The sequence below is a fragment of the Vallitalea guaymasensis genome (genome assembly GCF_018141425.1).
GTDB lineage: Bacteria > Bacillota > Clostridia > Lachnospirales > Vallitaleaceae > Vallitalea > Vallitalea guaymasensis.
The window spans coordinates 2,594,944-2,621,859 of the sequence record NZ_CP058561.1; the positions used below are offsets into that span (position 1 = coordinate 2,594,944).

The following is a 26,916-nucleotide window of genomic DNA, read 5'->3' on the forward strand; positions in this document are numbered from 1 at the left end:
AAACTAAAAAAAATTGTTGACACATTGCAATGTATATGATAAAATATACTTCGTTGTCTCAACAACACAGAACCTTGAAAACTGAACAGTGAAACAACCAAAAACTTAGTAATAAGTTTTACCCAAGAAAATTCCTTAGTAAATTAATGGATAAGACGATAGTCTATAAAATATAAAGCCAGAGCAATCTGGTCAAGATGAAACTTTAACATGAGAGTTTGATCCTGGCTCAGGATGAACGCTGGCGGCGTGCTTAACACATGCAAGTCGAGCGAGAAGCTATCTATTGAACCTTCGGGTGATTTAGATAGTGGAAAGCGGCGGACGGGTGAGTAACGCGTGGGTAACCTGCCCTATGCAGGGGGATAACACATTGAAAAGTGTGCTAATACCGCATAAGACCACAGAGTCGCATGACTCAGTGGTAAAAACTCCGGTAGCATAGGATGGACCCGCGTCTGATTAGCTAGTAGGTAAGGTAACGGCTTACCTAGGCGACGATCAGTAGCCGACCTGAGAGGGTGATCGGCCACATTGGGACTGAGACACGGCCCAAACTCCTACGGGAGGCAGCAGTGGGGAATATTGCACAATGGGGGAAACCCTGATGCAGCGACGCCGCGTGAAGGAAGAAGGTTTTCGGATCGTAAACTTCTATCAGCAGGGAAGATAGTGACAGTACCTGACTAAGAAGCCCCGGCTAACTACGTGCCAGCAGCCGCGGTAATACGTAGGGGGCAAGCGTTATCCGGATTTACTGGGTGTAAAGGGTGCGTAGGCGGCGAAGTAAGTCAGATGTGAAAGCCCGAGGCTCAACCTCGGGACTGCATTTGAAACTGCTTTGCTAGAGTGCAGGAGAGGAAAGCGGAATTCCTAGTGTAGCGGTGAAATGCGTAGATATTAGGAGGAACACCAGTGGCGAAGGCGGCTTTCTGGACTGTAACTGACGCTGAGGCACGAAAGCGTGGGGAGCGAACAGGATTAGATACCCTGGTAGTCCACGCCGTAAACGATGAATGCTAGGTGTCGGGGGTCGAACCTCGGTGCCGCAGCAAACGCATTAAGCATTCCACCTGGGGAGTACGATCGCAAGATTGAAACTCAAAGGAATTGACGGGGGCCCGCACAAGCGGTGGAGCATGTGGTTTAATTCGAAGCAACGCGAAGAACCTTACCAAATCTTGACATCCTTCTGACCGTTCCTTAATCGGAACTTTCCTTCGGGACAGAAGAGACAGGTGGTGCATGGTTGTCGTCAGCTCGTGTCGTGAGATGTTGGGTTAAGTCCCGCAACGAGCGCAACCCTTATCTTTAGTAGCCAGCAAGTTAAGTTGGGGACTCTAGAGAGACTGCCGGGGACAACTCGGAGGAAGGTGGGGATGACGTCAAATCATCATGCCCCTTATGATTTGGGCTACACACGTGCTACAATGGCGGTGACAAAGGGAAGCAAAATGGTGACATGGAGCAAATCCCAAAAAAGCCGTCCCAGTTCGGATTGTAGTCTGCAACTCGACTACATGAAGTTGGAATCGCTAGTAATCGCGAATCAGAATGTCGCGGTGAATACGTTCCCGGGCCTTGTACACACCGCCCGTCACACCATGGGAGTTGGAAGCGCCCGAAGCCAGTGACTCAACTGCAAAGAGAGAGCTGTCGAAGGTGAAGCCGATGACTAGGGTGAAGTCGTAACAAGGTAGCCGTATCGGAAGGTGCGGCTGGATCACCTCCTTTCTAAGGAAAATAAGAGAAGCCGAGGCTAATCTTATAAAAGCACTAAGGACTTAGGTAAAAGACTAAGGTAATTAGTTGTTTCACTGTTGAGTATTCAAGGAACACAAAAGAATACAGAAAATTTCTGGTGGCGATGCGTTTTTGGGAAACACCCGTTCTCATACCGAACACGATGGTTAAGCCATTAACGGCCGATGGTACTTGGTTGGAGACGACCTGGGAGAGTAGGTGGCTGCCAGATTACAAATACTTACACGCCTAGCGTGTTATGGGCTCATAGCTCAGCTGGTTAGAGCGCACGCCTGATAAGCGTGAGGTCGGTGGTTCGAGTCCACTTGAGCCCACCAAAATAAAATTAAATAATATAACATAAATGACCCTGGGGGTATAGCTCAGTTGGGAGAGCACCTGCCTTGCAAGCAGGGGGTCAGGAGTTCGAATCTCCTTATCTCCACTGTCTCTTGAAAAAGAGACTTGACAAACAAAGCAAGCTGTGATAACATAGCTAAGCTGTTTGAAAAAGATTAAGTTTTGCATCTGCAAAGCCGACTCTTAAATGAACATTGAAAACTACACATTGTAAGTTATTAATCCAATCGGACTATTGATGATAAGTCATTGATAAGAAGAGAAGAAGAAATAACTAGACATCAAATAATCAATATCCTTGAAATAAATAGTAACCATATGTCGCATATGGAAAACTGTGAAAACAAGAAAAACCAAAGCAACAACAAGCTACGAGAATCAAAAGATTCTATAAAATAACTTGTAAATCTTAGCTCTTAGATGACTAAACATAGGTCAAGCTAATAAGAGCATAGGGTGGATGCCTTGGCACTAGGAGCCGATGAAGGACGTGATAAGCTGCGAAAAGCTTCGGGGAGGCGCAAATAGCCATCGAGCCGGAGATATCCGAATGGGGAAACCTGGCTAGGAAATACCTAGTTACTGCATAGTGAATACATAGCTATGCAGGGGGAACTCGGGGAACTGAAACATCTAAGTACCCGAAGGAGTAGAAAGAAACATCGATTCTCTGAGTAGCGGCGAGCGAAAGGGGAAGAGCCCAAACCTAATAACCTAGTTATTAGGGGTTGTGGACTGCATAAGGTATCTTGAGAATTAACCGAATGGTTTTGGGAAAGCCAACCAAAGACGGTGAAAGTCCGGTAGGTGAAAATTCAAAAGAGCTGGCAGGATCCAGAGTAGCACGGGACACGAGAAACCCTGTGTGAAGCTGGGGGGACCACCCCCCAAGGCTAAATACTACCTAGTGACCGATAGCGAATAGTACTGTGAAGGAACGGTGAAAAGAACCCCGGGAGGGGAGTGAAAGAGAACCTGAAACCCTATGTTTACAAGCAGTCGAAGATCTATATATGATCGACGGCGTACTTTTTGTAGAACGGTCCGGCGAGTTACGTATACTGGCAAGGTTAAGGACTAAAGGTCTGGAGCCGAAGGGAAGCCAAGTCTTAACAGGGCGTTAAGTCAGTGTATGTAGACCCGAAACCGGGTGACCTACCCATGGCCAGGATGAAGTTACCGTAAAAGGTAATGGAGGTCCGAACCCACACGTGTTGAAAAACGTGGGGATGAGCTGTGGGTAGCGGAGAAATTCCAATCGAACCCGGAGATAGCTGGTTCTCCTCGAAATAGCTTTAGGGCTAGCCTTGATGGAGTCTAATGGAGGTAGAGCACTGAATTGTCTAGGGGGCTGCGAAGCTTACCAAAACATATCAAACTCCGAATGCCATATAGATGCTCATCAGGAGTCAGACTGCGCGAGATAAGTTGGGTAGTCAAAAGGGAAAGAGCCCAGACCACCAGCTAAGGTCCCAAAGTACATGTTAAGTGGGAAAGGATGTGAGATTTCGAAGACAACTAGGATGTTGGCTTAGAAGCAGCCATACATTCAAAGAGTGCGTAATAGCTCACTAGTCGAGAGATCTTGCGCCGAAAATGTCCGGGGCTAAAACATGACACCGAAGCTGTGGATTGATAGTAATATCAGTGGTAGAGGAGCATTCTTAAAAGGGAAGAAGCTGTACCGTAAGGAGCAGTGGACTATTAAGAAGAGAGAATGCCGGAATGAGTAGCGAGAGAGAAGTGAGAATCTTCTCGGCCGAATATCTAAGGTTTCCAGAGTAAAGCTGATCTTCTCTGGGTAAGTCGGGACCTAAGGCGAGGGCGAAAGCCGTAGTCGATGGACAACAGGTTGAAATTCCTGTACCGCATGCAAACAGAACTGTGGGGACACAGGAGGATAAGAGAATCGGGGAATGGAAAAACCCGTTTAAGTACAAAGGATAGGATGGAAGGAAAATCCGCCGTCCGTTTCTGAAGTACGAACAGGACCGAAATAAAAGTAGGGAAGTCTCTGAATCCATACTGTCAAGAAAAGCCGCTATTGTTTTGTATGTGCCCGTACCGTAAACCGACACAGGTAGATGAGGAGAGAATCCTAAGGCCGACGGGAGAAGCGTTGTTAAGGAACTCGGCAAAATGACTCCGTAACTTAGGGATAAGGAGTGCCTCTTTATAGAGGCCGCAGAGAATAGGCCCAAGCGACTGTTTAGCAAAAACACAGGTCTCTGCAAAACCGAAAGGTGAAGTATAGGGGCTGACGCCTGCCCGGTGCTGGAAGGTTAAGAGGAGGGGTTAGCGCAAGCGAAGCTCTGAATTTAAGCCCCAGTAAACGGCGGCCGTAACTATAACGGTCCTAAGGTAGCGAAATTCCTTGTCGGGTAAGTTCCGACCCGCACGAAAGGCGTAACGATTTGGGCACTGTCTCGACAACGCGCCCGGTGAAATTGTAGTACCAGTGAAGATGCTGGTTACCCGCGACAGGACGGAAAGACCCCGTGGAGCTTTACTCCAGCTTGATACTGGGATTCGGTATTACATGTACAGGATAGGAGGGAGACTTTGAAGCAAGGACGCCAGTCTTTGTGGAGTCGATGTTGGGATACCTCCCTTGTAGTACTGGATTTCTAACCTGGCACCATAAACTGGTGTAGGGACAATGTCAGGTGGGGAGTTTGACTGGGGCGGTCGCCTCCGAAAAGGTATCGGAGGCGCTCAAAGGTCATCTCAGAATGGTTGGAAACCATTCGAAGAGTGCAAAGGCAGAAGATGGCTTGACTGTGACACCGACGGGTGGAGCAGGTACGAAAGTAGGACTTAGTGATCCGGTGGTATGAAAGTGGGATTGCCATCGCTCAACGGATAAAAGCTACCCCGGGGATAACAGGCTTATCACTCCCAAGAGTTCACATCGACGGAGTGGTTTGGCACCTCGATGTCGGCTCATCGCATCCTGGGGCTGAAGTAGGTCCCAAGGGTTGGGCTGTTCGCCCATTAAAGCGGTACGCGAGCTGGGTTCAGAACGTCGTGAGACAGTTCGGTCCCTATCCGTCGTGGGCGCAGGATATTTGAGAGGAGCTGTCCTTAGTACGAGAGGACCGGGATGGACGAACCGCTGGTGTATCTGTTGTATTACCAAGTGCATAGCAGAGTAGCCAAGTTTGGAAGGGATAAACGCTGAAGGCATCTAAGCGTGAAGCCCCCCTCAAGATAAGATATCCCATACCGAAAGGTAGTAAGACCCCTTGAAGACTACAAGGTTGATAGGTCGGAGGTGTAAGCATGGTAACATGTTCAGCTGACCGATACTAATAGGTCGAGGGCTTGACCTAAGTACATCAAAGAGATTTGAGTGTATGATAGTTAAGCTAAGAGTTAAGATATATAAGTTATGTAGCTTTGCAAAGGTTGATAAGATGATTTGTTGATGACAATGTGTTGTTTTGAATGTTTATGTAAAAGTATTCCTCGATAGCTCAATGGTAGAGCATTCGGCTGTTAACCGAAGGGTTGTAGGTTCGAGTCCCACTCGGGGAGTTTATAATAAGGCTCGTTGGTCAAGCGGTTAAGACACCGCCCTTTCACGGCGGTAACAGGGGTTCGATTCCCCTACGAGTCATTTTCGGTGGTAATGCGTTTATGGGAAACACCCGTTCTCATACCGAACACGATGGTTAAGACATAAACGGTCGATGGTACTTAGTTGGAGACGACTTGGGAGAGTAGATGGCTGCCGATTTTGTTATTGACAAAATTAATGCACTATGCATATAATAAATTATGGCGCCATAGCCAAGTGGTAAGGCAGAGGTCTGCAACACCTTCATCATCGGTTCAAATCCGATTGGCGCCTTCGAAACATTTTAATTTTATAATGGCGCGGAGTGGAGCAGTCTGGTAGCTCGTCGGGCTCATAACCCGAAGGTCAAAGGTTCAAATCCTTTCTCCGCAATTACTAACAGCTTATTAGCTGTTTTTTTATTGCTCTTATCTAACATAAGAATCTGTAATTAATAGTAAATAGCTATTATGATTGTCTATAATTAATCATATATAGAAGGATACTATACTGATTTATTAGGGGAAGTAATATATTGTTCATCTAATAATTTACTTTTCTATTAGAGTAAGTATAGATTAGGCAAAAATAAATAGATGATAATCAATACAATTATCATCTACAAAGATAAGATTTGTTATTAGCATTGTTTCTTTTTCATTTCAACTTCTGATATAAGTATAGCTATAAAGATAACAATACAGCCTAATATTAATTTGATATTCAGTGATTCCTTCAATAATATTACAGAAAAGATTGTTCCAAATACAGATTCAGTTGATAAGAATATTGCTGCTTTATTAGCTGGTACTTTCTTCTGAGCATAAGTCTGAATGAAGAATGCAATAGAAGTACAGAAAATACCTAAATATAGAATAGCTAAAATAGCATTTGGGGTTATGTCCAATTTAACCGTATTAATGTCCATTACAACAAAGGATATTAAAGATAAAATAAATGCTACATACATCTGTATAATAGAAAGTTTTATAGGATTGATTTTCTTACTATAATGACCATTAAATACTATATGCAGTGCAAAGAAAACAGCACATATCAAAGTTAGTAAATCACCTAAATTAACACCTGTAGCTGTATCTAATGTTAATAAACCAATTCCAATAAAACAAATGATCGCTGATAAAAATGATTTAAGTGGGGGCTTCTTACAGTATAGTATCCAACATAAGAATGGAACGATAATTACATTTACACCTGTTAAAAAAGCATTTTTTGATGGCGTAGTATATAGTATTCCAAAGGTTTGAAATATAAAACCTAGAAAGAGGAATAAGCCAACAATAAAACCATCTATAATATCTGATTTTGAGATAGTTTTAAGATGTTTAAAGAAAATAATACTAAGCATAATGGCTGCGGTCAAGAATCTTAGGGTTAGTATTAATATAGGAGTAGCCCCCATGTTTAAAGCTATTTTGGAGGCTATGAATCCACTACCCCAGATTATTGCTACAATAAATAAAAGACCTTCGTATAAATATTTTTTTGATTTTAACATATGTATTCACCACAAATTAGAGATACCCAAACAAAACTAAAGTTATGTTAGTTATAAAAAACTACTGATTCTAATTAATTCCTTTCTTAATGTAATATTCATCAAAACTTTTGCTTGATAGCATAACTATAACATGAGATAGTGATACAGGTAAATAAAAATATTGAATATGCATATTATTTAAACACAGATTATATTTACTATTACATGGATTTAATTTATAATAGTATGCAGGATAATTTTATTAATAAAAGTTAATAATTAATAGAGGTGATTAATGATGGATATAAAAGTAGGAAATATTATACACTTAAAAAAACAACATCCTTGTGGAAGCCATGAATGGGAAGTACTTAGAACTGGAATTGATTTTAGAATAAAATGTTTAGGATGCGGTCACCAGGTAATGATCCCAAGAAAGAAATTAGAAAAGAATATCAAAAATATCAAAGAATAGTGATATCCTTTATATATTAGTATAAAATATAAATTTCTTATTGCATAATGTGAAGAACTGTGTTAATATATTAAATTGTAGTGTGACGATAAAATAGTAATTTTATGTCAAGCTATATAATCATTATTGTAATGATTATTATCCTTGCTCTTATTATTAATAAGGGCCAAAGTCCAAAAGGAGGTGTAATTAATGAATAATTACGAATTAGCAGTTGTAATCAACGGGAAAGTTGAAACAGAAGTTAAAGAAGCCGCTTTAGAAAAAATCAAAGGTTATATTGAAAGATTTGGTGGTACTATCGGTGAAATCGACGACTGGGGAAAAAGAAGACTAGCTTACGAAATTGATAAAGTAAAAGAAGGGTATTATTACTTTATTAAATTCCAATCATCTTCTGATGCGCCAGCTGAGATTGAAAAAAGAATCCGTATTATGGAACCTGTTTTAAGATTCTTATTTAAGAGATTAGAAGACTAATTTTAAGGGGGTAATGTTTATGAATAAAGTTATATTGATGGGGAGATTAACAAAGGATCCAGAAGTGAGATACACACAAAGTACTCAACCTGTCGCAATTGTTAGATATACATTAGCAGTTAACAGACGTTTCAAACGAGATGGAGAGGCAGATGCTGATTTCATTAACATTGTATCCTTTGGAAGAGATGGAGAATTTGTAGAAAAATACTTCAAAAAAGGTCAACTTATTTCTGTAGTTGGAAGACTTCAGATAAGAACTTACGATGATTCACAGGGAAATAGAAGATGGTTTACTGAAGTAGTTACAGAAGAGGTACACTTTGCTGAAAGTAAATCTTCATTTGAACAAAGAAAATCTATGGAACCAAATGAAACATCTGTTCCAGCACCAGAGAATAATAATGCCGATGGGTTTGTTCCTATAGACGAAAGTTTTGATGACGACCTACCATTTTAGGTATAATATGATTTTTATAAAGGAGGTAAAATAATGGCTTTCCAAAAAAGAAAAGGCGGAAGAAGAAAAAAACGTATTTGTATTTTTTGTGCAGACAAAAAAGCAACAATTAATTATAAAGATGTAAATAAATTAAAAAGATATGTTTCCGAAAGAGGAAAAATTCTTCCAAGAAGAATCACTGGAAATTGTGCTAAACATCAAAGAGCATTAACAGTAGCTATTAAACAAGCAAGACATATAGCATTAATGCCTTATACAGTTGATTAATATAGATATTTTAGGGCTCTGAGTAATCAGAGCCTTTATTAATTATTTGACATGAACTCATTAATATAATTTCTTAACTTTTCATATCTTCCATTAAATGTTATAATATGATTAATCTATGTAAATAGATAAAATAACTTATGTCAAATAGATATAAATAATTATAAAAAGTAAAAGGGGACTGTAGTTATGTCTATGTATAAAGGGGACTTTGATATTACTAAGACCATTAGGATTATTGAAAGGTTAAAAAGTCAGCTGCTTTCAAATGTATCTGCTTTGTTTTCAAACATGGCTGAAGGCAATACAGGTGACAATAATGAGAATATTGATATTTTAGCTGATATAATTATTCTTTCTTATTTATTATCGGATAGATTAGGTGTTTCAAACGAAGCTCTTGATGTTAAATTAATAAATAAATTACGTTTGGCTAGTTTACAGGATGCTGAGAATTCTGAATGGGTACAAGAGATACTTACATTATCAAAACATCTTAATAAGTCTAGACAAATATAGATATACAATATATTTTGAATGTATTTCAAAATATAGGAGGTTATTATGAAAAAAAGTAGTAATGCTAGATATATACTTCTTTTAATAATATTGATTGTTAATGCTTTATATAGTTATCTATTTTTAACAAGGGGAGAAGTAATATTTTTAAGCTTTATCGTTTTTATACCTATTGCAATATATAGTTTGCAATACGAAGTAGATAGTAGATTGATATGTTGTATGTTAGCAGTTTCTATTGGAATTTATATGTTATACGGTATTGAGGATTTTATTTTATATAGCATGCTGATAATACTGCCTGCTTTTATCATTAGTTATATAGTAAAAGAGGAAATAGCTTTTTCAAAGGCTTTATCATTTACAAGTTTATTGATGTTTGTATGTTTTTTATGCGCTATAATTTCATTGAAATATATCTGTAAGATTGATGTTATAGAAGGGTATTTTAATATTATAGATGCATTGGAAATTGAATTCACTAATGTATATAGCGGATTTTTTAAAGCTAATACTAATTCAATACAAGAATATTCCATTGCTATGGGAACATTTAAGAATACTTTTCATTTCATGAAGTATTATTATCCTGCTTTATTATATCTATTATGTTTAGGTATATCCTTTATATCTATTTTGTGTATTAGAGTAATAGCTATTAAAGCAAAGCTCTATGATCATGGATTAGGAAATATATTAGGATTGAAAGTTTCTAGAAGCATGATTGTGTTTTTATTAATCACTATTTGCACCAAAGCTTTTAATTTAAGCAGCAACAGTTATTTTCTTATAGCTATTAATAATATATTGGTTATTCTAACAGTGATGTTATTTTTATTGGGGATATTATTTGAAGTATCAGTAATTAAGAGAGTTAGGAGTGCTGGAAGAAGAAGTCTACTGATATTAGTTTCTATCTTTTGTCTTGTCTTTTTCCAAGCTTATTTTGTAGTAGCAGGTTTTATAGATAGTGTTTTCCAGATTAGAGTTAAATTAAATAATGCATAATAAGCATTAAAATTCTAAAATAGGAAGATAATAATATGGAACTTCTTTAAATCTTAAAGGAGAAGATTATATGAATAAGAAAATTCAAATGAATAAACAAATAGAAAGTTATTTTAGGTGGCCTTTAATATATCTTGCCTTTCTATTTATATTGACCTTAATATTATTTTATATCAATATTACTGCAGGTATCATTTCACTGGCATTTTTATTAGTTGCTGTAGCTGTAAGTTTTTTTATTGGAGTTGTTTCCAAAAGACACTTAATGAGCGAGGTAATAAATTATGCTCTTACTTTTGGTACTTTACAGAAGAACTTTCTGCAAAAATTTCAGATACCTTATATTCTGTTAGATATTGATGGAAGAATACGATGGTTCAATGAAGAATTTGAGACAATGATAGGTGAAAAAAAGATTCTGGACAAAAACATCAATGCACTTATACCTCACCTTAATTCTACTATCTTGCCTGTTGAAGATGATACTGTTTTTGAAAAAGAGATATCTTTAGAGGATAAAATATATAGAGTGATAATCCGCAGTCTTGAAATAGATGACGATAATACTTTGGATGCATATGATAGAATGAGTGATAGCGGTATTATCTATGCAACATATTTTTTTGATATAACTAATGAAAAAGAGTTACAAACAAAGAATGATGACCAAAAAACAGTTGTTGGCCTTTTGTATATTGATAATTACGAAGAAGCTTTTCAAAGTATCGAAGATGTTAGAAGACCGCTGTTGGTTGCACTTATTGACAGGAATATAAACAAGTTCGCCAAAAAGATTGATGGTGTTGTTCGTAAATTTGAAAAAGACAAGTATATGATAATATTTCAAAAGAAATATCTAAGAGATCTACATGAAGACAAGTTCGCCATATTAGATGTTATCAGAGAAATTAATATTGGTAATGAATTACCGGTTACTTTAAGTATGGGACTTGGAGTCAATGATTATTCTTATATACAGTCAATGGATTTTGCAAGAGTTGCTATTGATTTAGCTCTTGGAAGAGGTGGAGACCAGGCTGTTATAAAAGAAAGTGATAAATTCCTATTCTATGGAGGTAAAACTCGTGGAGTAGAAAAAAGTGCAAGGGTAAAAGCTAGAATAAAAGCTTATGCATTTAGAGAGCTTATTGAAGATTGCGATAAAGTTATTGTCATGGGACATAAAGTTCAAGATTTAGATTCATTAGGTGCTGCTATAGGTATCTATAGCTGTGCAAGATTATTGGATAAACCTGTTCATATTGTTCTTAATGAGATTACATCAGCTGTCAGACCTTTGTATGAACGTTTTATTGAAGATGATAATTATGGTGAAGACCTTTTTATAGATAATGTAGAAGCTGTAAATTATGCAAATGAGAATACATTACTTGTGGTTGTTGATGTTAACAGACCAAGTTATACCGAATGCGAAGAATTATTTAAATATGTGAACAATGTTGTTGTTTTTGACCATCATAGAGTTGGGGCAGAGCATATTGAGAATACTGTTTTAAGTTATATTGAACCTTATGCTTCCTCTGCATGTGAAATGGTAACTGAGATAATAAGATATATTTCGGATAAGGTTAAGCTTAGACCTATGGAAGCTGAAGCTTTATTTGCTGGTATTACAGTAGATACCAAGAATTTTGTAATAAAAACAGGGGTCAAGACCTTTGAAGCAGCTGCTTACCTAAGAAGAAATGGTGCAGATGTGGTTAGAGTAAGAAAGTTATTCAAAAATGATATGGAATCATATAAAGCTAGAGCAACAGCAGTTAGGGACTCAGAGATATACAGGGATAAAATGGCTATATCAATATGTCCATCAGATATTCAAAATCCAATCTTGGTTACTGCACAAGCCGCGGATGAATTACTTAATATATCTGGTATTAAGGCATCATTTGTATTAACGAATGTTGATGGTATAATATATATAAGTGCCCGTTCTTTTGATGATATCAATGTGCAGCTAATAATGGAAAAATTAGGAGGAGGGGGACACCTAAGTGTTGCAGGTGCTCAACTTCATGATAATACTATAGATGGTGCTATAGAAATCCTAAAAGATACAATTGATGAATACTTAGAGGAAGGTGAGAAAAAATGAAAGTAATACTATTAGAAGATGTTAAGAAGGTAGGTAAAAAAGGAGATCTAGTTAATACAAGTGATGGTTATGCTAGAAACTTCCTATTTCCTAAAAAATTAGCAGTTGAAGCTACTAAGTCTTCTATTAATGATATGAAATTAAAGAAACAATCTGAAATGAGAAGACAGGAAGAATTACTTGAACAGGCTAAAGAATTGGCAAAAGAGATTAAAGGTAGTGAAGTAACAATAAAAATCAAAGCTGGAGATGGAGGTAGAATCTTTGGTTCAGTGTCAACGAAGGAAATTACAAAAGCTGCAAAAGAACAATTAGGTTTTGACATTGATAAGAAGAAGATGCAACTTAAAGAACCAATAAAATCTCTAGGAACTCATATCATACCAATAAAATTAAACGCAAAAGTTAAGACTGAGTTAAAAGTAAAAGTTCAAGAGTTATAAAACCTAAGTAAAATTAATACAAGACCCTTATAGGGTCTTGATGTTTCATTACCAAAAACATATATAGATGTAATTAATGTTTACTAAAGTAATTTTTATATTAGTAATAAATACAAGTTTATTAATGATAACTAGGCTGTTATAATTAACTTAAGTAATATATATATTAGACTTATACACCCATTTTAATAAGGTTTAATTTATATATTTAAACTATGTATATATATACGTAGTATGGACTAATAGTTTGGAGGGGATTGTGGTGGACGCAGAAATAAAAGGATTACCACCATATAGCTTAGAGGCTGAGCAATCGGTTATTGGTTCAATGATACTGGATAGAGAAGCAATAGCTACAGGTTCAGAATCCTTGATGCCTGATGATTTTTATCAACCTGATCTAAAAGTGATTTTTGAAGCGATTATTGATTTATATAATAAAAATAAAGCAGTTGACTTGGTTACACTTGAAAACAAATTAAAAGATGAAGGTGTTCTAGATCAGATAGGTGGAATTAATTATTTATCTAAATTAGCTGTAGCTGTTCCAACATCTGCTCATATCAAGAATTATGCTCAGATTGTTAAGGAGAAGGCTGTTCTTAGAAAATTAATTAAAACCAGCAGAGAGATAATTGATGAAAGCTATGATGGGAAAAATAAATTAGAAGATGTTCTTAATGGTGCAGAAGAAAAAATCTTCAATATTATGCAAGATAGACGTACAGAAGAGTTTTCTTCTATTAAAGATTTAGTGGTGCCTACTCTAAATAAAATAGAGACTATACATAAAAATCAAGGTAAGGTCACAGGTATACCTACCGGATTTATTGATCTTGATTATAAAACCGCTGGATTACAGCCTTCAGATTTGGTTTTGATTGCTGCAAGACCTTCTATGGGAAAAACTGCTATTGCCCTTAATATGGCACAACACGCAGCCATTAAAGAAAATGCTGCAACAGCTATATTTAGCCTGGAGATGTCAAAAGAACAGCTTGTCAATCGTCTATTATGTTCTGAAGCTATGGTGGATGCACAAAAGGTTAGAACTGGCGATTTGGAAGATGAAGACTGGGCAAAAATAGCAAGTGGTTCAAGTGTTCTATCTAATGCTCCAATATACATAGATGATACGCCAGGTATTACTGTTTCAGAGATGAAAGCTAAATGTAGAAAATTAAAACTGGAAAAAGGACTTGATCTAATACTGATTGACTATCTACAGCTAATGAGTGGTAATGGTAAAACAGAATCAAGACAACAGGAGATATCTGAAATATCACGTTCGTTAAAAGCCCTTGCCAGGGAAATGGAAGCACCTGTTGTAGCATTATCCCAGCTAAGCCGTGCTTGTGAATCTAGAGCTGACCATAGACCTATGTTATCGGATTTAAGAGAGTCAGGAGCTATTGAGCAGGATGCTGACGTAGTTATGTTCTTGTATAGAGATGAATACTATAATCCTGAATCAGAAGCTAAGAATCAAGGTGAATTGATAATAGCTAAACAACGTAATGGCCCAACTGGAACTATTCATCTGGTATGGATGGGACAATACACTAAGTTTGCTAGTATGGAAAATAAAAATTACTAATTATAAATAAAAAGTTGTAGATATTTATCATCTACAGCTTTTTTGTCTGTTGTACTAATCATTGTAATTTTAATATATCTATAGGATTATCTATCCTTTTATTGAACCAGCTATTCCTTCTACAAAATATTTTTGTAATACTACGAAGACTATTATTATTGGTATCAATGAAATAGTACCTCCGGCAGCTATACCAGTCCAATCTACAACATATTCACCTTTAAAAGCATAAAGACCTACCGCTAATGTACGAAGTCCTTCTTTACTTAATGTTAAAACAAGTGGTAATAAGAATGAATTCCATGTCCAGATAAACTGCATAATTACTACACTACCAATAATTGGTTTAGATAAAGGAAGCATAATATTAATAAAGATCCTAAGGAATCCACATCCATCCATAATAGCTGCTTCTTCTAATTCTTTTGGTATTTCTTTGAAGAATCCAGCAAAAAGTAGAATGAATATTATGTGGGAGCCTCCTGACTCAGCTAATATTAGACCTAATCTTGTGTTCATAAGACCTAAAGCTTTGATGGCTTGGTATATTGGTATAATAGTGAATCCAAGAGGGATAACCATGCTTGCTAGAAAGATGAGTAAAACTGCTTTCTTACCCTTGAATTCATATCGTCCCATTACATATCCCATCATGGCACTTAGTATCAATACTAATAAAACAGTACTAACTGTTACAATGATAGAGTTAAGGAAGTAGGCTTCAAAATTAGCGTTATTCCATGCTCTAATGAAATTATCAAAATTAAAGTTTTTTGGTATCAGGTTCAATCCTTGTGAAAATATTTCATCTTGTGTCTTGAAAGATGCACTTACCATCCAGATAAAAGGATAAATCCATACAAAAGAAACCAATATCAATATTAAATGTGTTAAACCTATTTTTTTGTTTTTTATTTTAGTTCGTTTCAATTTTATTCACCACCAGTTATTAGTTTTGTGTTAATGAGCTTTTTTGTTTGATTTTCTTTTTGAAATAGTTTGCAGTAAAACCTACAATAATTATTGTTATTCCAAAGAAAATACCTGCTGCTGAAGCATATCCGATTCTTGGAAGACCCATTTCACTTGAGAACGCATATCTATAGATATAAGTGGATACAACGTCTGTAGAAAAGAAAGGACCACCATTAGTCATTGTTTTGACTATATCAAATACTTTTAGGGAACCTACTATGTTAAGTAAAGCAATAACTGCTCCAATAGGTATAATTAATGGGAAAGTAATATGTCTGAATATTTGTCTGGAGTTACATCCATCTACTTTAGCAGCTTCATATAATTCTGATGGTATACTTTGTAAGGCAGCCAGCCAGTAAATCATATTTATACCAAGATTTTTCCATCCAGATATAAGAATAACGGAACCCATAGCGTATTTTGGGTCACCTAACCAGTTGATTGGGTTCTTTATTAAACCTATGGACATTAATAATGAGTTAACAGGACCATCTGCACCTAAGATAAAAATCATGATGATACCTACAATAGATGCGGTTGTTACAACTGGTAAAAAGAACAATGTACGGTATACTTTTGCAAATTTTAATAGTTTATTATTTAAAACAACAGCCAATAATAATCCAATTACTAGATGAATTGGAACAACACCAAACATGAATTTGAAACTATTCCAGTAGGCAGACCAAAAATAAGGGTCTTTGGCTACTTCAATGAAGTTTTTTAATCCAACAAATTCTTTGGTTACACTTAATCCTGACCAATTCATAGTGGCGTAATAGAAACTTGAAAATATTGGCCATGCAGTGAATATGAGATATAATATTATAGTTGGAAGCATGAATATCCAACACCATTTTACATTTTTTTTATCTTTAATAGAAAATATATTTTTCCTACTATCTACTTGCTGCATTATGTTCTCTCCTTTTTGATAATATAAATGCTGCAACTATTAGGTCGCAGCATTTTATAAGCATTAATTAATAATTAGTCATTGGGTCCCAATCAAATTTGAAGTCATCCTTAGTAATATTGGCTCCTTTTTCGTTAGCTGCTTTTAATGCTCTATCAAATTCTTTATTAACTTTTTCTGCTAATACTTTTAGACTACCTTCTATATCGCTGATTGCTCCTGCTACTGTACCTTGTAATAAATCTCCAACCGCTGGGCTTACATCGTTATATTGTAAGAAGAATTGTGATGTTGCAGGGTTTTCAGTTTTTGGATTTGGAGCTACTGTTGCTGTTGATGTTGCAGCCTCATAATAATCTTTTAATAATGGGTTTGTTAAATACTCATCATTGACACCTTTAACAAGAGAGAAGAATACTCCATCTGAAACACAATCTTTTTGATAGTTATAATCTTTGGAATATAGTGCTTCTAATAATTTTGCTGCTTCTTCTGGATGTTCAGATGTAGCTGATATACCCATCCATGCATTTGCTGTAGCCATTGCGACTGAACCTTGTCTACCATTATCAGAAATTACTTGTGATGCAATACCTAGATCCAAATCAGGGTTGTTAGCATTCCAAACACCAATACACCAAACACCTTGAATGATAAAACCAGCTTCTCCTGCACCAAATAACGCTCTAGCTTCAGGAGCTCTTATGCTCATTGTACTTGGATGATAACTTCCATCTTCAGCCATACCTTTAAATAATTCAAAAGTCTCTACCATAGCTTTATCAGCATAGCTTGATTCGCCAGTCAATAAGCTGACAGGTGAGAATTCTGACATTCCGCTACCACCTAGAGCAGAAAAGTCATGAGCAGCTGTTTTCCATCTGTTTACTTGTTGTCCACCTTCAATTATTCCATAGAATTCGCCATTACCTGCTTCAGTGATTTTCTTAGCATATTCTCTTAATTCAGAGAAAGTTTTTGGAGGTTGTTCTGGATCTAAACCAGCTTCTTTGAACAAATCTTTATTGTAGAATATGATTGAATTAGGTAATTGAAGTACTTCTGGAATGGAATATACTTTTCCATCTATTACGTTAACGCCTTCTTTAAATACCCCATCTACAAATGTATCTTTGAAATTATCACTTACTAGACCTTCTAATGGTTGGAACCAACCCTCTTTTACAACGGAACCTAAATCCATGCCACCTGGAAGTGGGAATAGATCAGGAGCATCTCCAGAGTTGATTGCTGATAAAATAGTGTTTTTATACTGATCCATTGTAAGGCAAGTATATTCAATATTAATATTAGGATTATTCTTTTTATATTCTTCAAAAAATGCTTCTTTTTGAGCTTTTGAGCTGTCACTCCAATCCATAACTTTTAAAGTTATTTTCTTATCAGTGTTAGTGGAATCTTTATCACCTGGTTTTTCATTGTTCTCTGAGTTTTTAGAACCACAACCAGCTAATGTGACAATCATCATTGCTACTAATAAAATTGAAAGTATTTTTTTCATTTCTGTTCCTCCCATATGATTTATATATTTTTAGTCTTGTGCTTTTAAAGATGATTTATAACTGAGAATAATTTTTTTATGTATATAATCTTTTCTAACTAATTACAAAATTATCATCTTTACAAGCGATGCTACCTTGTAGTAATATAATGATATATTTTGTATCATATGTAAAGTTGATGTTTTATCAGCCCTTGTCCATTAATTTTCCATTTTGAAATCGTAGGTGAAGACATGTTATATATAACCGTATTATTTTTGGTTTTTGCTATTTTCGTGTTTGCCAAGAACCCTTTGAACATTACATCATATTTTCTGATAGGTAGTATTATAGGATGGAGTATGTCTTTATTGGGATTATTGCAATATCTAGCCAAATTGAACTTATCATATGTGATAGTCAAGTATTTCTTCTATGTTCCTTTTGGTGTATGGAATGATTTAGTCTATTCTGAAGTCAACATAATCAATGTGATAAGATTCATTAATATTGGTACATTATTATTTGTTGCATGTATGTATTTATACATGATCTATTTTATCTATGGATATAGGAAACCTAGATTAGCTTCATATATTCCATGTATTCTATTGGTTGTTCAATTAATATTGTATGATCCAGAGATTTATAGAGAACTTTATAAGATTACTTTGAGTCTAAACATTCTTGGTTATGATGCATTCAATTCCTTGTATAAATCATTTTACTCATTTACCAAGGTTTATAATTTGCTTATGTTAATCATACCATTGATATTTTTGATTATGGAATTTCTAAGAAGAAAGAACCTTCCTATTATAAGAGAATACTATTTCTTTAATCTAGTAGGGTTACTTTGCATCATTACTTTTCATTTAATCACTTTTTCATGGGCTCCAGCAATATTGGTGAGTATATATCAAAGAACCACTTATTTGATATATGAACAACCTAAAATGATACCTTCTTTTATTTATTATATCTATCCATATCTAAGTGTTTTCTGTTTCACTATTATGCTCTTTGCCACACTGAAATATAAGTCCTTGAAGAAAGTATATAGTTCAGAGCATCATAGTAAACATAAGATTTTGAAGAAGAATAATTTTGGTATCAGGGCATTAAGTCATTCCTTAAAGAATCAATTGTTGGCTATACAATTTGAGAGCGAGATATTGATTGATGAATTAAAGGATAATACTGATTTATTAGAAACTGCAAATACTATCAATAATATATCAAAGCAGACCATAGAGCGATTGAATGAAATGCATAAACGTATCCAGAGTCAAAGCATTATTCTTGAGCCCGCTTATATCAATGATTTTATTGATGACTTTGTTAATAATCAGGTTGCTAGTATGCCAAATGACATATTACTGAATTACAAACTGACCAGTTTGAATCCAAGAGCATTCATTGATGAAGAACATATTGGAGAGTGCTTGAATGTAATGATTAAGAATGCCATAGAAGCTATTGAAGCTGGTGATGATGCTAGTGGAATTATAAATATCCTAACAGAAGTTATTAATGATTGGGTAATAATATCAGTTCATGATAATGGTATTGGAATGGAAAAAGAAATACAAAGCAAGATCTTTGAGGCATTCTATACAACAAAGACAGGGGATAATAATTGGGGTATAGGACTTTCATATGTAAAACAGATTATTGATATCCATAATGGCAATACTGTTGTAGAGAGTTCTAAAAACAAAGGTACCACCATAAAGATTATGTTACCACTGATTATGTAAAGGTTGAAAAAAATTCAACCCATAATTTTAATTCATTTGATTTACAATTAAATTATAATCATTTACATGATTAATTTTAGAGGAGGAAAATAGATGGAGCAGGGTATTAAAGTATTAATTGTAGATGATATTCCTTCAGTATGTAAACGAATTAATAACATTTTGAAAAAAGATCCAGAAATAATTGAAATACATACAGCCCAAAATGGATATGAAGCGATCTTAAAAACTTCTTTACACAAGCCGGATGTTATTTTGATGGATATTCATATGGAAACCCATACTGCAGGTATTAAGGCTACTCATGAAATATTATTGCATTTTCCTAATATAAAAATTATTATGCTTACAGTTTATGAAGAAGACGAACTTATTTTCAGTGCTTTTCAAGCAGGTGTAGTTGATTATGTTTTAAAGGATGCAAAAGCAGATGTAATTCTTTCTGCTGTAAAAGATGCCTATAGAGATTCTTCTCCTATTAGACCCAATATCGCTAAAAAATTACGTGGTGAATTTAAAAGAATAAAAGGTAATGAAGAAAGTTTGCTTTTTTACATTAATATAGTTTCTACACTTACAAGTACTGAGTTAGAAACTCTCAAGTTGTTATGTGAGGGCAAATCAAGAAGTGAGATCTGCGATATAAGGTTTGTTGAAGAATCAACAGTCAAATCTCAAATAAGAAGTATACTAAGAAAGTTCAAATCAAAAGATACAAAGGAAGTTATCAACATAATTAATAAATTAAATATCTTTACAGTGCTGAATAATATATAGTTAAACAAAATTTTATCAAATAGTTCAATTCATTTTAATTATTCATTAAGCAACAATTCTATATTTTACAAATTTTCATTTACTGTTTTTTCCAAAAAAAGAATAAATAGTTAATTTATGACTATACTATATAATAAAATAAATTTTTAAGAGGTATAGAATATGAGTTTTATAAATAATGTAAATTTAGCTATGCAAAATGAAAATGCTAGTGAGTTGAATGAAGAAGAAGTTTTACTTAAAAATATTGAGATTACTAAAAGAGCTTTGGATACTGCCTATAGTAATTTTGATGTAGTTACTGACCCAGAATTAATCGATAGCTGCATATATGAGGTTAAAGCTATGCAATTAAAATATGAGTACCTGATAAACCAAGCTAAACAAATGAATATCATTGCTAAAATACGATGATTCTTGTGTAATGAATATAGTACATTTTTTTATTAAAATAAGAATATATAGGTATAGACAACATATAATATAATAAATGATAACTTGTTTACTCAATATATGTAAGATACCACGGATAAAATTAATAGATATTCATTTGGTAAAGGGGGTAGAAGGAAAACAATCAATTAATTATATGGATTTTTGTTTTATGTTTAATTATTATATTGTTTTCAATGCTTATGAAACCAGTTAAGAAAGTATTATTAGTTTTAATAAGAGGCTGCATCGGCTTAGGTGCAATATATGGCTTCAATTTTATACTAAAAGGCTTAGGACTATTTGTTGGGTTGAATATAGTAAATGGTTTTGTAGTAGGCATTTTAGGAGTCCCTGGATTTCTGTTATTATATTCCCTGGCATTGGTTGATAAGTTTTTATAATAATTATAGTCACTATGATTAAGTTAAAATATCATATGTGGCTTTTTTATTACCTTTATTTAATATGTTTATCATTATTCATATTAATAAGAATAAGAAACTAAAGTAATTAATTATGAATAGATAAAAATATAACAAAATTCAACAAAATATACGTAAATACCAAAAATATCTTTACATTTCTCTATAAATTTCATATAATATGTATTAAGGGGATGTTTTGAGGGGAAAATATATTTAATTTTAATTAATTTTATTTTAACACATCTATTATATCTTAAAAGTAAATTAGATTAATAATTTAGTTATATATTCAATATATAAATAGTTAATTTCTGTATGATTGTCGTGGATTCAGTTACAAATATCATTTTATAATAAAATTTAATAATAGTTTATTTGCAAGAAAGGAACAATAATATGATTCCTATAATGAAGTACGTTCTAGTTTGTATATTATTGATTTTCGTAATATATACGGACACAAAAAGTTATTCAGTTAAAAATTCGGTTATCCTATTCTTTGCAGCCGCTGGACTTATTGTCAATTGTGTTGAGTTAGGCGTTACAGGATTAGTTAATTGGTTAATGGGATTATCATTACCTATACTAGTCTTATTTGTGTTGTTTATCCTTAGAATGTTAGGTGCTGGTGATATTAAATTGATAGGAGTCATAGGTGGACTATTAGGATTAGAGTTCTTGATGAAATCATCTGTGTATATGCTTATAGCTGCTGGATTCATGGCACTGATGAAAATGCTAATAGAAAGAAATCTTATAATCAGATTAAAACATTTTTTCAATTTTATACGTAACATTATTATCAATAGACAGGTTGGAATATATGACCAGCTCAATAAAGAAGATAAAAGTCATGTAATAAGATTATCATATGCAATAGGAGCAGGTACCATATATCAAATGCTTTTTGAGCTTAAGATACTTGGTTAATAGTGGAGAGTACCAAATTATACTTGGAGTGAGGATGATATGATTAGATTAAATATTATTATAGCAGATTATGACAAAGGTTATTTAAATGCAATATCAAGATTTCTATCTTCATGGCATGAAACAGAATATAATGTTATTTCTTTTACAGAGAAGGAGTTGCTTACTAAATATCTGGAGACAGCAAAAGCAGATATTTTATTGATATCTCCAAAACTAATGACAGAAGACATTGATTTGTCAAATATACAGGTGACAATAATCAATACACCTGATAGAGTTCCAGAGAGTCTGCTTACATATCCTTACATCAATAAATATCAACCAGGAGATGTTGTCGCAAGAGAACTCATAAGTATTTTTTCAAAAAACAGCAAGGATGAAATAATAGTCAAGAAAAATACCGTTGGAACAAAAGTAATAGGTGTTTATTCTCCTATAGGGGGAAGTGGCAAGACAACTGTATCAGTTGGTCTGGCTAAGCAATATGCCATAAATGGTTTTAAAACCTTATTTTTAAGCTTGGAAGAAATGGCTTCCTACAAGACCATATTGGAATGTAATAATACTAATAATCTCTCTGATTTATTATATTACATCAAGCAAAAAAATAAAAATCTCATGATGAAGATTGAAGGATTGAAAAATACTGATAATGATTCAGGTATGGACTATTTTTCACCACCATATTGTTACAAAGACATTCATGAAGTCTCCATTAATGAATGGATAGAGTTAATAGATTATATAAGGAATAATTCGAATTATGAAAGGATAGTATTAGATTTTGATTCTAATCTCAGTGAGAAAAATTTGAAATTACTTCAAGCATGTGAAGAGGTACTGTTATTGACTAATATAGATAAGATGGCTTTAACGAAACTGAATCATATGTATAATAGCTTAAAAAAGATGGATATAGAAGATGTAAATGCTAATGTACGGATAATCATTAATAACACTAAAAAAGATAATGAAGTGTTAGAAGGGGTATCCATGATGGATAAGGAAGTACAGATATACATCCCTTATGATAATAATTTATTAATTGATATAGGTGAGATAAGCAATATTAATCTGGATAGTTGTTTTGGTAGAGTATTAAGTGATTATGTAACTAAAGATATTAAAAGTGAGGGGAAATAGTTGACAGCAGATTTGGATAATTTAAAGGATGTAGTTAGAAATAGAATAGATTTGACGAAAGACCCTACTGATGAAGATATTAAAGATATAATCGACGAAGTAATAAAAGAGAAATCTAGAGAAGAGTATGTCAGTATAACAAAAAGATATGAATTAGGGGATAAACTTTTTAATTCCATCAGGAGACTTGATGTATTGCAGCCTCTTCTAGAAGATAAATCTGTCACAGAAATCATGATAAATGGGAAAGATGATATATTCATAGAACGAAAAGGAAGAATCAAGAAGATTGATGGGTGTTTCGAAAGTACTGTCAAATTAGAAGATGTCATTCAACAGATTGTAGCTAAGGTTAATAGAATAGTCAACGAATCCTCTCCTATTGTAGATGCAAGACTTTCAGATGGTTCAAGAATAAATATTGTTTTACCTCCAATAGCATTAAATGGTCCAATAGTAACTATAAGAAAATTCCCCGATAAGCCAATTAGCATAGAAGAGTTGATACAGTGGGGAAGTCTATCAAAAGAAGTAGCAGATATCTTGGATAAGATGGTGAAAGCAAGATATAATATCTTCATTTGCGGTGGAACAGGTTCTGGTAAGACAACATTTCTTAATGTACTATCTAATTTTATACCTAGAGATGAGAGAATTATTACTATTGAAGATTCAGCTGAGTTGCAGATCAGATCAGTTGATAATCTTGTTAGATTGGAAACCAGGAATGAAAATGTCCAGGGTAAAGGGAAGATCAGCATTAGAGATCTGATTAAATCTTCATTGAGAATGCGTCCAGATAGAATAGTTGTTGGTGAAGTCAGAGGTGAAGAAGCACTGGATATGTTACAAGCCATGAATACTGGACATGATGGGTCCTTATCAACAGGACATGCCAATTCTACAAAAGATATGTTAAGCAGATTGGAGACGATGATTCTAACTGGTGCAAATATGCCACTTGAGGCTATTAGACAGCAGATAGCTTCTGCTATAGATATAATGATACATCTAGGAAGGCTTAGGGATAAATCAAGAAGGGTTCTTGAAATAACTGAAATTAAAGGATATGAGAAGGGCAATATAATACTTAATCCACTATATGAATTTCACGAATCCGGTAAAAACAATGAGAGCAATTCCAGAGTTGAAGGGAAACTTATTAGAACTGGTAATAAATTAATACATAGAGATAAATTTATTATGGCAGGAGTAGAAGTTGGAGAAGAGATATGAGTGATAAGACTAATAATGAGCTGATTAATTATGATGAGTATCATATGAATATCCTTGAAAGAGTTAAATATTCGGCAATAGCTATGGCAGGAGTTTATCTACTCTGTATGTTATTTTATAACAATCATATTATTGCGGTAATACTTTCTTTTATAGGATTACTATATCCTAAATATAAGAAGCCTCAGTTAATTAAGAAAAGGAAGAAGGAATTAAGGCTTCAATTTAAAGAGGCTATTTATGCATTATCTTCTTCTTTAGGAGCAGGAAAGTCTATAGAAAGTGCCTTCAAATCTGTTCTAAGTGATTTGAGGATATTATATCCTGAAACAGATACATATATTATCTTAGAATTTGAATATATAGTTAGAAAGATTGAAATGAATGAAACCATAGAAGATGCTATACAGGATTTTGCTTCTAGAGCATCAATTGATGATATTACTAATTTCTCCAATGTATTCATCACAGCAAAAAGAACAGGTGGTAATATTATCAGCATAATAAGATATACTTCTAACGTAATAAGTGAAAAGATTGAAATACAAAACGAGATAGAAGTACTAGTATCAAGTAAACAATTTGAACAGAGGATACTTAGTCTATTGGTTCCAGGAATCATCATCTATCTTCAAATGTCCTCGCCAGGGTATTTGGATGTTATGTATTCTACTCTTACAGGGAGAATATTAATGACTGTCTGCCTTATCTTATTTGCTGTTAGTTATAGAGTAGGTAAAAAAATGACGGATATAGAGGTGTAGCTTATGGTAGTTGGAATAATAAGCTTTATTATACTTATAGGGTTATTTGCAGTTTTTTTCCTAACTAAAAATATGTATAAAGAAGAGATGGAATGCATTGATAAGAAGGAATATAAACTAAAGGAATTAATTCCTACATCTCTATTCATATTAGATAAAGTTTTTGGTAAAAAATTGAAAGCTAATAAAAACGTTAGAGATAATATATATCTAATCTACGGTAAGAGGGAATATGACTTTCGACTTAGAATGCATCAAGGAGAAAAAATATCTCTTGCAATAATGTCCCTTATTGGTGTTTTATTCATAACATTGATAATGAGTTTTCAGGGTAATGATAGCAGCAGCCTTATGAATAATACCATAAAAAAACCTTCATTAGGTAAGGGAAATGTATCCTATGATTTACAAGCACAGATAGAGATTGATGGGAAAAAAGATGTTAAGGATATAACAGTATTAGTTCCAGAGGAAAATCCAGATAAGGAAAAAGCAAGAAATATATTAAAAGAAGCCGCTGATGAACTGCCTGATTATATACTAGGAGATAACCTCAATCTAAAAGTCATAGATAAAAAATTGAATCTAGTCAAGTGGTTTCCTGGTAAAAATATCAAGATTAAATGGACTATTGATTGTCCATACATAGAAAAGAATGGTGAGTTAGATTATAACAATATTACAGATAAGGGTAATGAAACAAATATTACTGCAAAACTGACATATGCAGGGGAAAGCATTGATAAGATAATAGATCTGAAAGTATATCCAAAGACACTGACAAAAGCTGAAAAGCTAGAGTTGATTGAAAAAGCCATAAAAGAGGAGTTGTCAACTGATAATCTATTGAATAGATCTGATGATGAAGTTATTTTACCTACCACCATAAAAGGGCATAAGGGAAAAATAAGCTGGTTATTAAAATCAGATGGCAATGATAGTTTGAAGTTCTTAATATTTGGTTTGATAGTAATTATTCTATTAGTGTTATTAAAGGATTATGAAGTCAAGAAAAAAGTTGAAGACAGAAATTTAGAAATCAGGAAATGCTTTCCGGAGTTTGTAATAAAACTTACTCTCTTGTTGAATGCAGGAATGACTTTAAGTCGTTCATGGAATAAGATATCTAAGGATTACTACGAGGATATTACAACAGGCAGAGCTGGTAAGCTATTCTTGTATGAAGAGATGTTGGAAACTCTTCAAGAAATTAATAATGGACTATCTGAGGTGAAAGCTTATGAAGATTTTGGTAAGAGATGCAAGATACCAGAAATGATGAGATTCACTACAGTTATTGTTCAAAATATAAGAAAAGGTAATGATACATTAGTAATGGCACTTCAAAATCAAGCCAATGAGGCATGGGATGTAAGAAAAAATGTAGCTAAAAAAGCTGGTGAAAAAGCTAGTTCCAAGCTGCTTATTCCTATGGGTATCATGTTCATCATCATTATTATTATTGTAATGATGCCAGCGTTCATGTCTCTTGGAGTGTAAATTACTATAGAAAAAC

Annotated in this window: 23 protein-coding genes, 6 tRNA genes and 4 rRNA genes; 29 read left to right on the forward strand and 4 right to left on the reverse strand. The window is 34.0% G+C overall.

Annotated elements, in window-relative coordinates; translation table 11 throughout:
• Positions 1-206: 206 nt before the first annotated feature.
• The 11 genes from HYG85_RS11430 to HYG85_RS11480 all read left to right on the forward strand — a co-directional run bounded on the left by HYG85_RS11430 (position 207) and on the right by HYG85_RS11480 (position 6,055).
• Positions 207-1,734 (forward strand): 16S ribosomal RNA (locus tag HYG85_RS11430).
• 123 nt (positions 1,735-1,857) lie between these two features.
• Positions 1,858-1,975 (forward strand): 5S ribosomal RNA (gene rrf, locus HYG85_RS11435).
• A gap of 29 nt (positions 1,976-2,004) precedes the next feature.
• Positions 2,005-2,081: transfer RNA gene (locus HYG85_RS11440), tRNA-Ile, on the forward strand.
• Between the two features lie 34 nt (positions 2,082-2,115).
• Positions 2,116-2,188: transfer RNA gene (locus HYG85_RS11445), tRNA-Ala, on the forward strand.
• Positions 2,189-2,352: 164 nt separating this feature from the next.
• Complete coding sequence (locus HYG85_RS11450; protein WP_193774508.1) at positions 2,353-2,502, forward strand: hypothetical protein; 150 nt, start codon at positions 2,353-2,355, stop codon at positions 2,500-2,502.
• Positions 2,503-2,536: 34 nt separating this feature from the next.
• Positions 2,537-5,435 (forward strand): 23S ribosomal RNA (locus tag HYG85_RS11455).
• Between the two features lie 133 nt (positions 5,436-5,568).
• Positions 5,569-5,640: transfer RNA gene (locus tag HYG85_RS11460), tRNA-Asn, on the forward strand.
• A 10-nt stretch (positions 5,641-5,650) separates the two neighbouring features.
• Positions 5,651-5,722, forward strand: a tRNA-Glu gene (locus HYG85_RS11465).
• Between the two features lie 2 nt (positions 5,723-5,724).
• Positions 5,725-5,842: ribosomal RNA gene (rrf, locus tag HYG85_RS11470) — 5S ribosomal RNA — on the forward strand.
• The 16S, 23S and 5S rRNA genes sit together here with 6 tRNA genes alongside, the layout of an rRNA operon.
• 43 nt (positions 5,843-5,885) lie before the next feature.
• A tRNA-Cys gene (locus HYG85_RS11475) sits at positions 5,886-5,956 on the forward strand.
• A gap of 25 nt (positions 5,957-5,981) precedes the next feature.
• Positions 5,982-6,055 (forward strand) — tRNA-Met (locus HYG85_RS11480).
• A 247-nt stretch (positions 6,056-6,302) separates the two neighbouring features.
• Here HYG85_RS11480 and HYG85_RS11485 read toward each other — a convergent pair.
• Positions 6,303-7,181 (reverse strand): DMT family transporter, encoded by an 879-nt coding sequence (locus tag HYG85_RS11485; protein WP_212693539.1) that lies wholly within the window; start codon positions 7,179-7,181, stop codon positions 6,303-6,305.
• A 280-nt stretch (positions 7,182-7,461) separates the two neighbouring features.
• Here HYG85_RS11485 and HYG85_RS11490 point away from each other — a divergent pair, with 280 nt between their 5' ends.
• From HYG85_RS11490 to dnaB, 9 genes are all read left to right on the forward strand, one after another.
• Positions 7,462-7,638 carry a DUF951 domain-containing protein gene (locus HYG85_RS11490; RefSeq protein ID WP_212693746.1) on the forward strand — a complete coding sequence of 59 codons (177 nt, stop codon included), beginning with the start codon at positions 7,462-7,464 and terminating at the stop codon, positions 7,636-7,638.
• Positions 7,639-7,830: 192 nt separating this feature from the next.
• Entirely contained in the window at positions 7,831-8,118 is a 288-nt protein-coding gene (gene rpsF / locus HYG85_RS11495; protein WP_212693540.1) for a 30S ribosomal protein S6, read from the forward strand.
• Between the two features lie 19 nt (positions 8,119-8,137).
• On the forward strand, positions 8,138-8,578 hold the full coding sequence (locus HYG85_RS11500; RefSeq protein WP_212693541.1) for a single-stranded DNA-binding protein: 441 nt from the start codon (positions 8,138-8,140) through the stop codon (positions 8,576-8,578).
• Positions 8,579-8,611: 33 nt separating this feature from the next.
• Positions 8,612-8,848: a 30S ribosomal protein S18 gene (rpsR, locus tag HYG85_RS11505; protein WP_212693542.1), complete on the forward strand. Its 237-nt coding sequence runs from the start codon at positions 8,612-8,614 to the stop codon at positions 8,846-8,848.
• Positions 8,849-9,037: 189 nt separating this feature from the next.
• Positions 9,038-9,367, forward strand: a complete 330-nt coding sequence (locus HYG85_RS11510) for a MazG-like family protein (RefSeq protein ID WP_113673087.1) — start codon at positions 9,038-9,040, stop codon at positions 9,365-9,367.
• 45 nt (positions 9,368-9,412) lie between these two features.
• Positions 9,413-10,375 (forward strand): DUF2232 domain-containing protein, encoded by a 963-nt coding sequence (locus tag HYG85_RS11515; protein WP_212693543.1) that lies wholly within the window; start codon positions 9,413-9,415, stop codon positions 10,373-10,375.
• Between the two features lie 70 nt (positions 10,376-10,445).
• Positions 10,446-12,491, forward strand: a complete 2,046-nt coding sequence (locus HYG85_RS11520; protein WP_113673089.1) for a DHH family phosphoesterase — start codon at positions 10,446-10,448, stop codon at positions 12,489-12,491.
• Positions 12,488-12,934 carry a 50S ribosomal protein L9 gene (gene rplI, locus HYG85_RS11525; RefSeq protein WP_113673090.1) on the forward strand — a complete coding sequence of 149 codons (447 nt, stop codon included), beginning with the start codon at positions 12,488-12,490 and terminating at the stop codon, positions 12,932-12,934. The genes HYG85_RS11520 and rplI overlap by 4 nt, the downstream gene beginning before the upstream one ends.
• Positions 12,935-13,193: 259 nt before the next feature.
• Positions 13,194-14,531, forward strand: coding sequence for a replicative DNA helicase (gene dnaB, locus HYG85_RS11530; protein WP_113673091.1), 1,338 nt, complete (start codon positions 13,194-13,196; stop codon positions 14,529-14,531).
• 90 nt (positions 14,532-14,621) lie between these two features.
• Here the strand turns inward: dnaB and HYG85_RS11535 are convergent, their stop codons facing one another.
• The 3 genes from HYG85_RS11535 to HYG85_RS11545 all read right to left on the reverse strand — a co-directional run bounded on the left by HYG85_RS11535 (position 14,622) and on the right by HYG85_RS11545 (position 17,947).
• Complete coding sequence (locus tag HYG85_RS11535) at positions 14,622-15,461, reverse strand: carbohydrate ABC transporter permease (protein WP_330408017.1); 840 nt, start codon at positions 15,459-15,461, stop codon at positions 14,622-14,624.
• A gap of 19 nt (positions 15,462-15,480) precedes the next feature.
• On the reverse strand, positions 15,481-16,425 hold the full coding sequence (locus HYG85_RS11540; RefSeq protein ID WP_212693544.1) for a carbohydrate ABC transporter permease: 945 nt from the start codon (positions 16,423-16,425) through the stop codon (positions 15,481-15,483).
• A gap of 67 nt (positions 16,426-16,492) precedes the next feature.
• Positions 16,493-17,947: an ABC transporter substrate-binding protein gene (locus HYG85_RS11545; RefSeq protein ID WP_212693545.1), complete on the reverse strand. Its 1,455-nt coding sequence runs from the start codon at positions 17,945-17,947 to the stop codon at positions 16,493-16,495.
• A 234-nt stretch (positions 17,948-18,181) separates the two neighbouring features.
• On the opposite strand from HYG85_RS11545, the gene HYG85_RS11550 reads away from it, so the two are divergent.
• The 9 genes from HYG85_RS11550 to HYG85_RS11590 all read left to right on the forward strand — a co-directional run bounded on the left by HYG85_RS11550 (position 18,182) and on the right by HYG85_RS11590 (position 26,900).
• The gene (locus HYG85_RS11550; RefSeq protein WP_212693546.1) at positions 18,182-19,687 is read left to right on the forward strand and encodes a sensor histidine kinase; all 1,506 of its coding nucleotides are present in this window, start codon (positions 18,182-18,184) and stop codon (positions 19,685-19,687) included.
• Between the two features lie 93 nt (positions 19,688-19,780).
• A complete protein-coding gene (locus tag HYG85_RS11555; RefSeq protein ID WP_113673095.1) occupies positions 19,781-20,464 on the forward strand; it encodes a response regulator transcription factor in 684 nt (227 codons plus the stop codon).
• A 162-nt stretch (positions 20,465-20,626) separates the two neighbouring features.
• Positions 20,627-20,878: a YaaL family protein gene (locus HYG85_RS11560; RefSeq protein WP_212693547.1), complete on the forward strand. Its 252-nt coding sequence runs from the start codon at positions 20,627-20,629 to the stop codon at positions 20,876-20,878.
• 221 nt (positions 20,879-21,099) lie between these two features.
• Positions 21,100-21,300, forward strand: a complete 201-nt coding sequence (locus HYG85_RS24780) for a pro-sigmaK processing inhibitor BofA family protein (RefSeq protein ID WP_193774510.1) — start codon at positions 21,100-21,102, stop codon at positions 21,298-21,300.
• Positions 21,301-21,720: 420 nt separating this feature from the next.
• Positions 21,721-22,254 (forward strand): A24 family peptidase, encoded by a 534-nt coding sequence (locus tag HYG85_RS11570; protein ID WP_212693548.1) that lies wholly within the window; start codon positions 21,721-21,723, stop codon positions 22,252-22,254.
• 39 nt (positions 22,255-22,293) lie between these two features.
• Entirely contained in the window at positions 22,294-23,400 is a 1,107-nt protein-coding gene (locus tag HYG85_RS11575; protein WP_212693549.1) for an AAA family ATPase, read from the forward strand.
• Entirely contained in the window at positions 23,401-24,636 is a 1,236-nt protein-coding gene (locus tag HYG85_RS11580) for a CpaF family protein (RefSeq protein WP_212693550.1), read from the forward strand.
• The gene (locus HYG85_RS11585) at positions 24,633-25,400 is read left to right on the forward strand and encodes a type II secretion system F family protein (RefSeq protein ID WP_212693551.1); all 768 of its coding nucleotides are present in this window, start codon (positions 24,633-24,635) and stop codon (positions 25,398-25,400) included. The genes HYG85_RS11580 and HYG85_RS11585 overlap by 4 nt, the downstream gene beginning before the upstream one ends.
• Before the next feature lie 3 nt (positions 25,401-25,403).
• Positions 25,404-26,900: a type II secretion system F family protein gene (locus tag HYG85_RS11590; protein WP_212693552.1), complete on the forward strand. Its 1,497-nt coding sequence runs from the start codon at positions 25,404-25,406 to the stop codon at positions 26,898-26,900.
• The last annotated feature ends 16 nt before the right edge of the window (positions 26,901-26,916 follow it).

Coding starts and splice junctions, on each gene's coding strand:
- HYG85_RS11545 (WP_212693545.1), bottom strand. CDS start 17,947: ATGAAAAAAATACTTTCAATTTTATTAGTAGCAATGATGATTGTCACA.
- HYG85_RS11515 (WP_212693543.1), top strand. CDS start 9,413: ATGAAAAAAAGTAGTAATGCTAGATATATACTTCTTTTAATAATATTG.
- HYG85_RS11575 (WP_212693549.1), top strand. CDS start 22,294: ATGATTAGATTAAATATTATTATAGCAGATTATGACAAAGGTTATTTA.
- HYG85_RS11490 (WP_212693746.1), top strand. CDS start 7,462: ATGGATATAAAAGTAGGAAATATTATACACTTAAAAAAACAACATCCT.
- rpsF (WP_212693540.1), top strand. CDS start 7,831: ATGAATAATTACGAATTAGCAGTTGTAATCAACGGGAAAGTTGAAACA.
- HYG85_RS11550 (WP_212693546.1), top strand. CDS start 18,182: ATGTTATATATAACCGTATTATTTTTGGTTTTTGCTATTTTCGTGTTT.
- HYG85_RS11590 (WP_212693552.1), top strand. CDS start 25,404: ATGGTAGTTGGAATAATAAGCTTTATTATACTTATAGGGTTATTTGCA.
- HYG85_RS11585 (WP_212693551.1), top strand. CDS start 24,633: ATGAGTGATAAGACTAATAATGAGCTGATTAATTATGATGAGTATCAT.
- HYG85_RS11540 (WP_212693544.1), bottom strand. CDS start 16,425: ATGCAGCAAGTAGATAGTAGGAAAAATATATTTTCTATTAAAGATAAA.
- HYG85_RS11500 (WP_212693541.1), top strand. CDS start 8,138: ATGAATAAAGTTATATTGATGGGGAGATTAACAAAGGATCCAGAAGTG.
- HYG85_RS11555 (WP_113673095.1), top strand. CDS start 19,781: ATGGAGCAGGGTATTAAAGTATTAATTGTAGATGATATTCCTTCAGTA.
- rplI (WP_113673090.1), top strand. CDS start 12,488: ATGAAAGTAATACTATTAGAAGATGTTAAGAAGGTAGGTAAAAAAGGA.
- HYG85_RS11510 (WP_113673087.1), top strand. CDS start 9,038: ATGTCTATGTATAAAGGGGACTTTGATATTACTAAGACCATTAGGATT.
- HYG85_RS24780 (WP_193774510.1), top strand. CDS start 21,100: ATGAAACCAGTTAAGAAAGTATTATTAGTTTTAATAAGAGGCTGCATC.
- HYG85_RS11570 (WP_212693548.1), top strand. CDS start 21,721: ATGATTCCTATAATGAAGTACGTTCTAGTTTGTATATTATTGATTTTC.
- HYG85_RS11485 (WP_212693539.1), bottom strand. CDS start 7,181: ATGTTAAAATCAAAAAAATATTTATACGAAGGTCTTTTATTTATTGTA.
- HYG85_RS11520 (WP_113673089.1), top strand. CDS start 10,446: ATGAATAAGAAAATTCAAATGAATAAACAAATAGAAAGTTATTTTAGG.
- HYG85_RS11560 (WP_212693547.1), top strand. CDS start 20,627: ATGAGTTTTATAAATAATGTAAATTTAGCTATGCAAAATGAAAATGCT.
- rpsR (WP_212693542.1), top strand. CDS start 8,612: ATGGCTTTCCAAAAAAGAAAAGGCGGAAGAAGAAAAAAACGTATTTGT.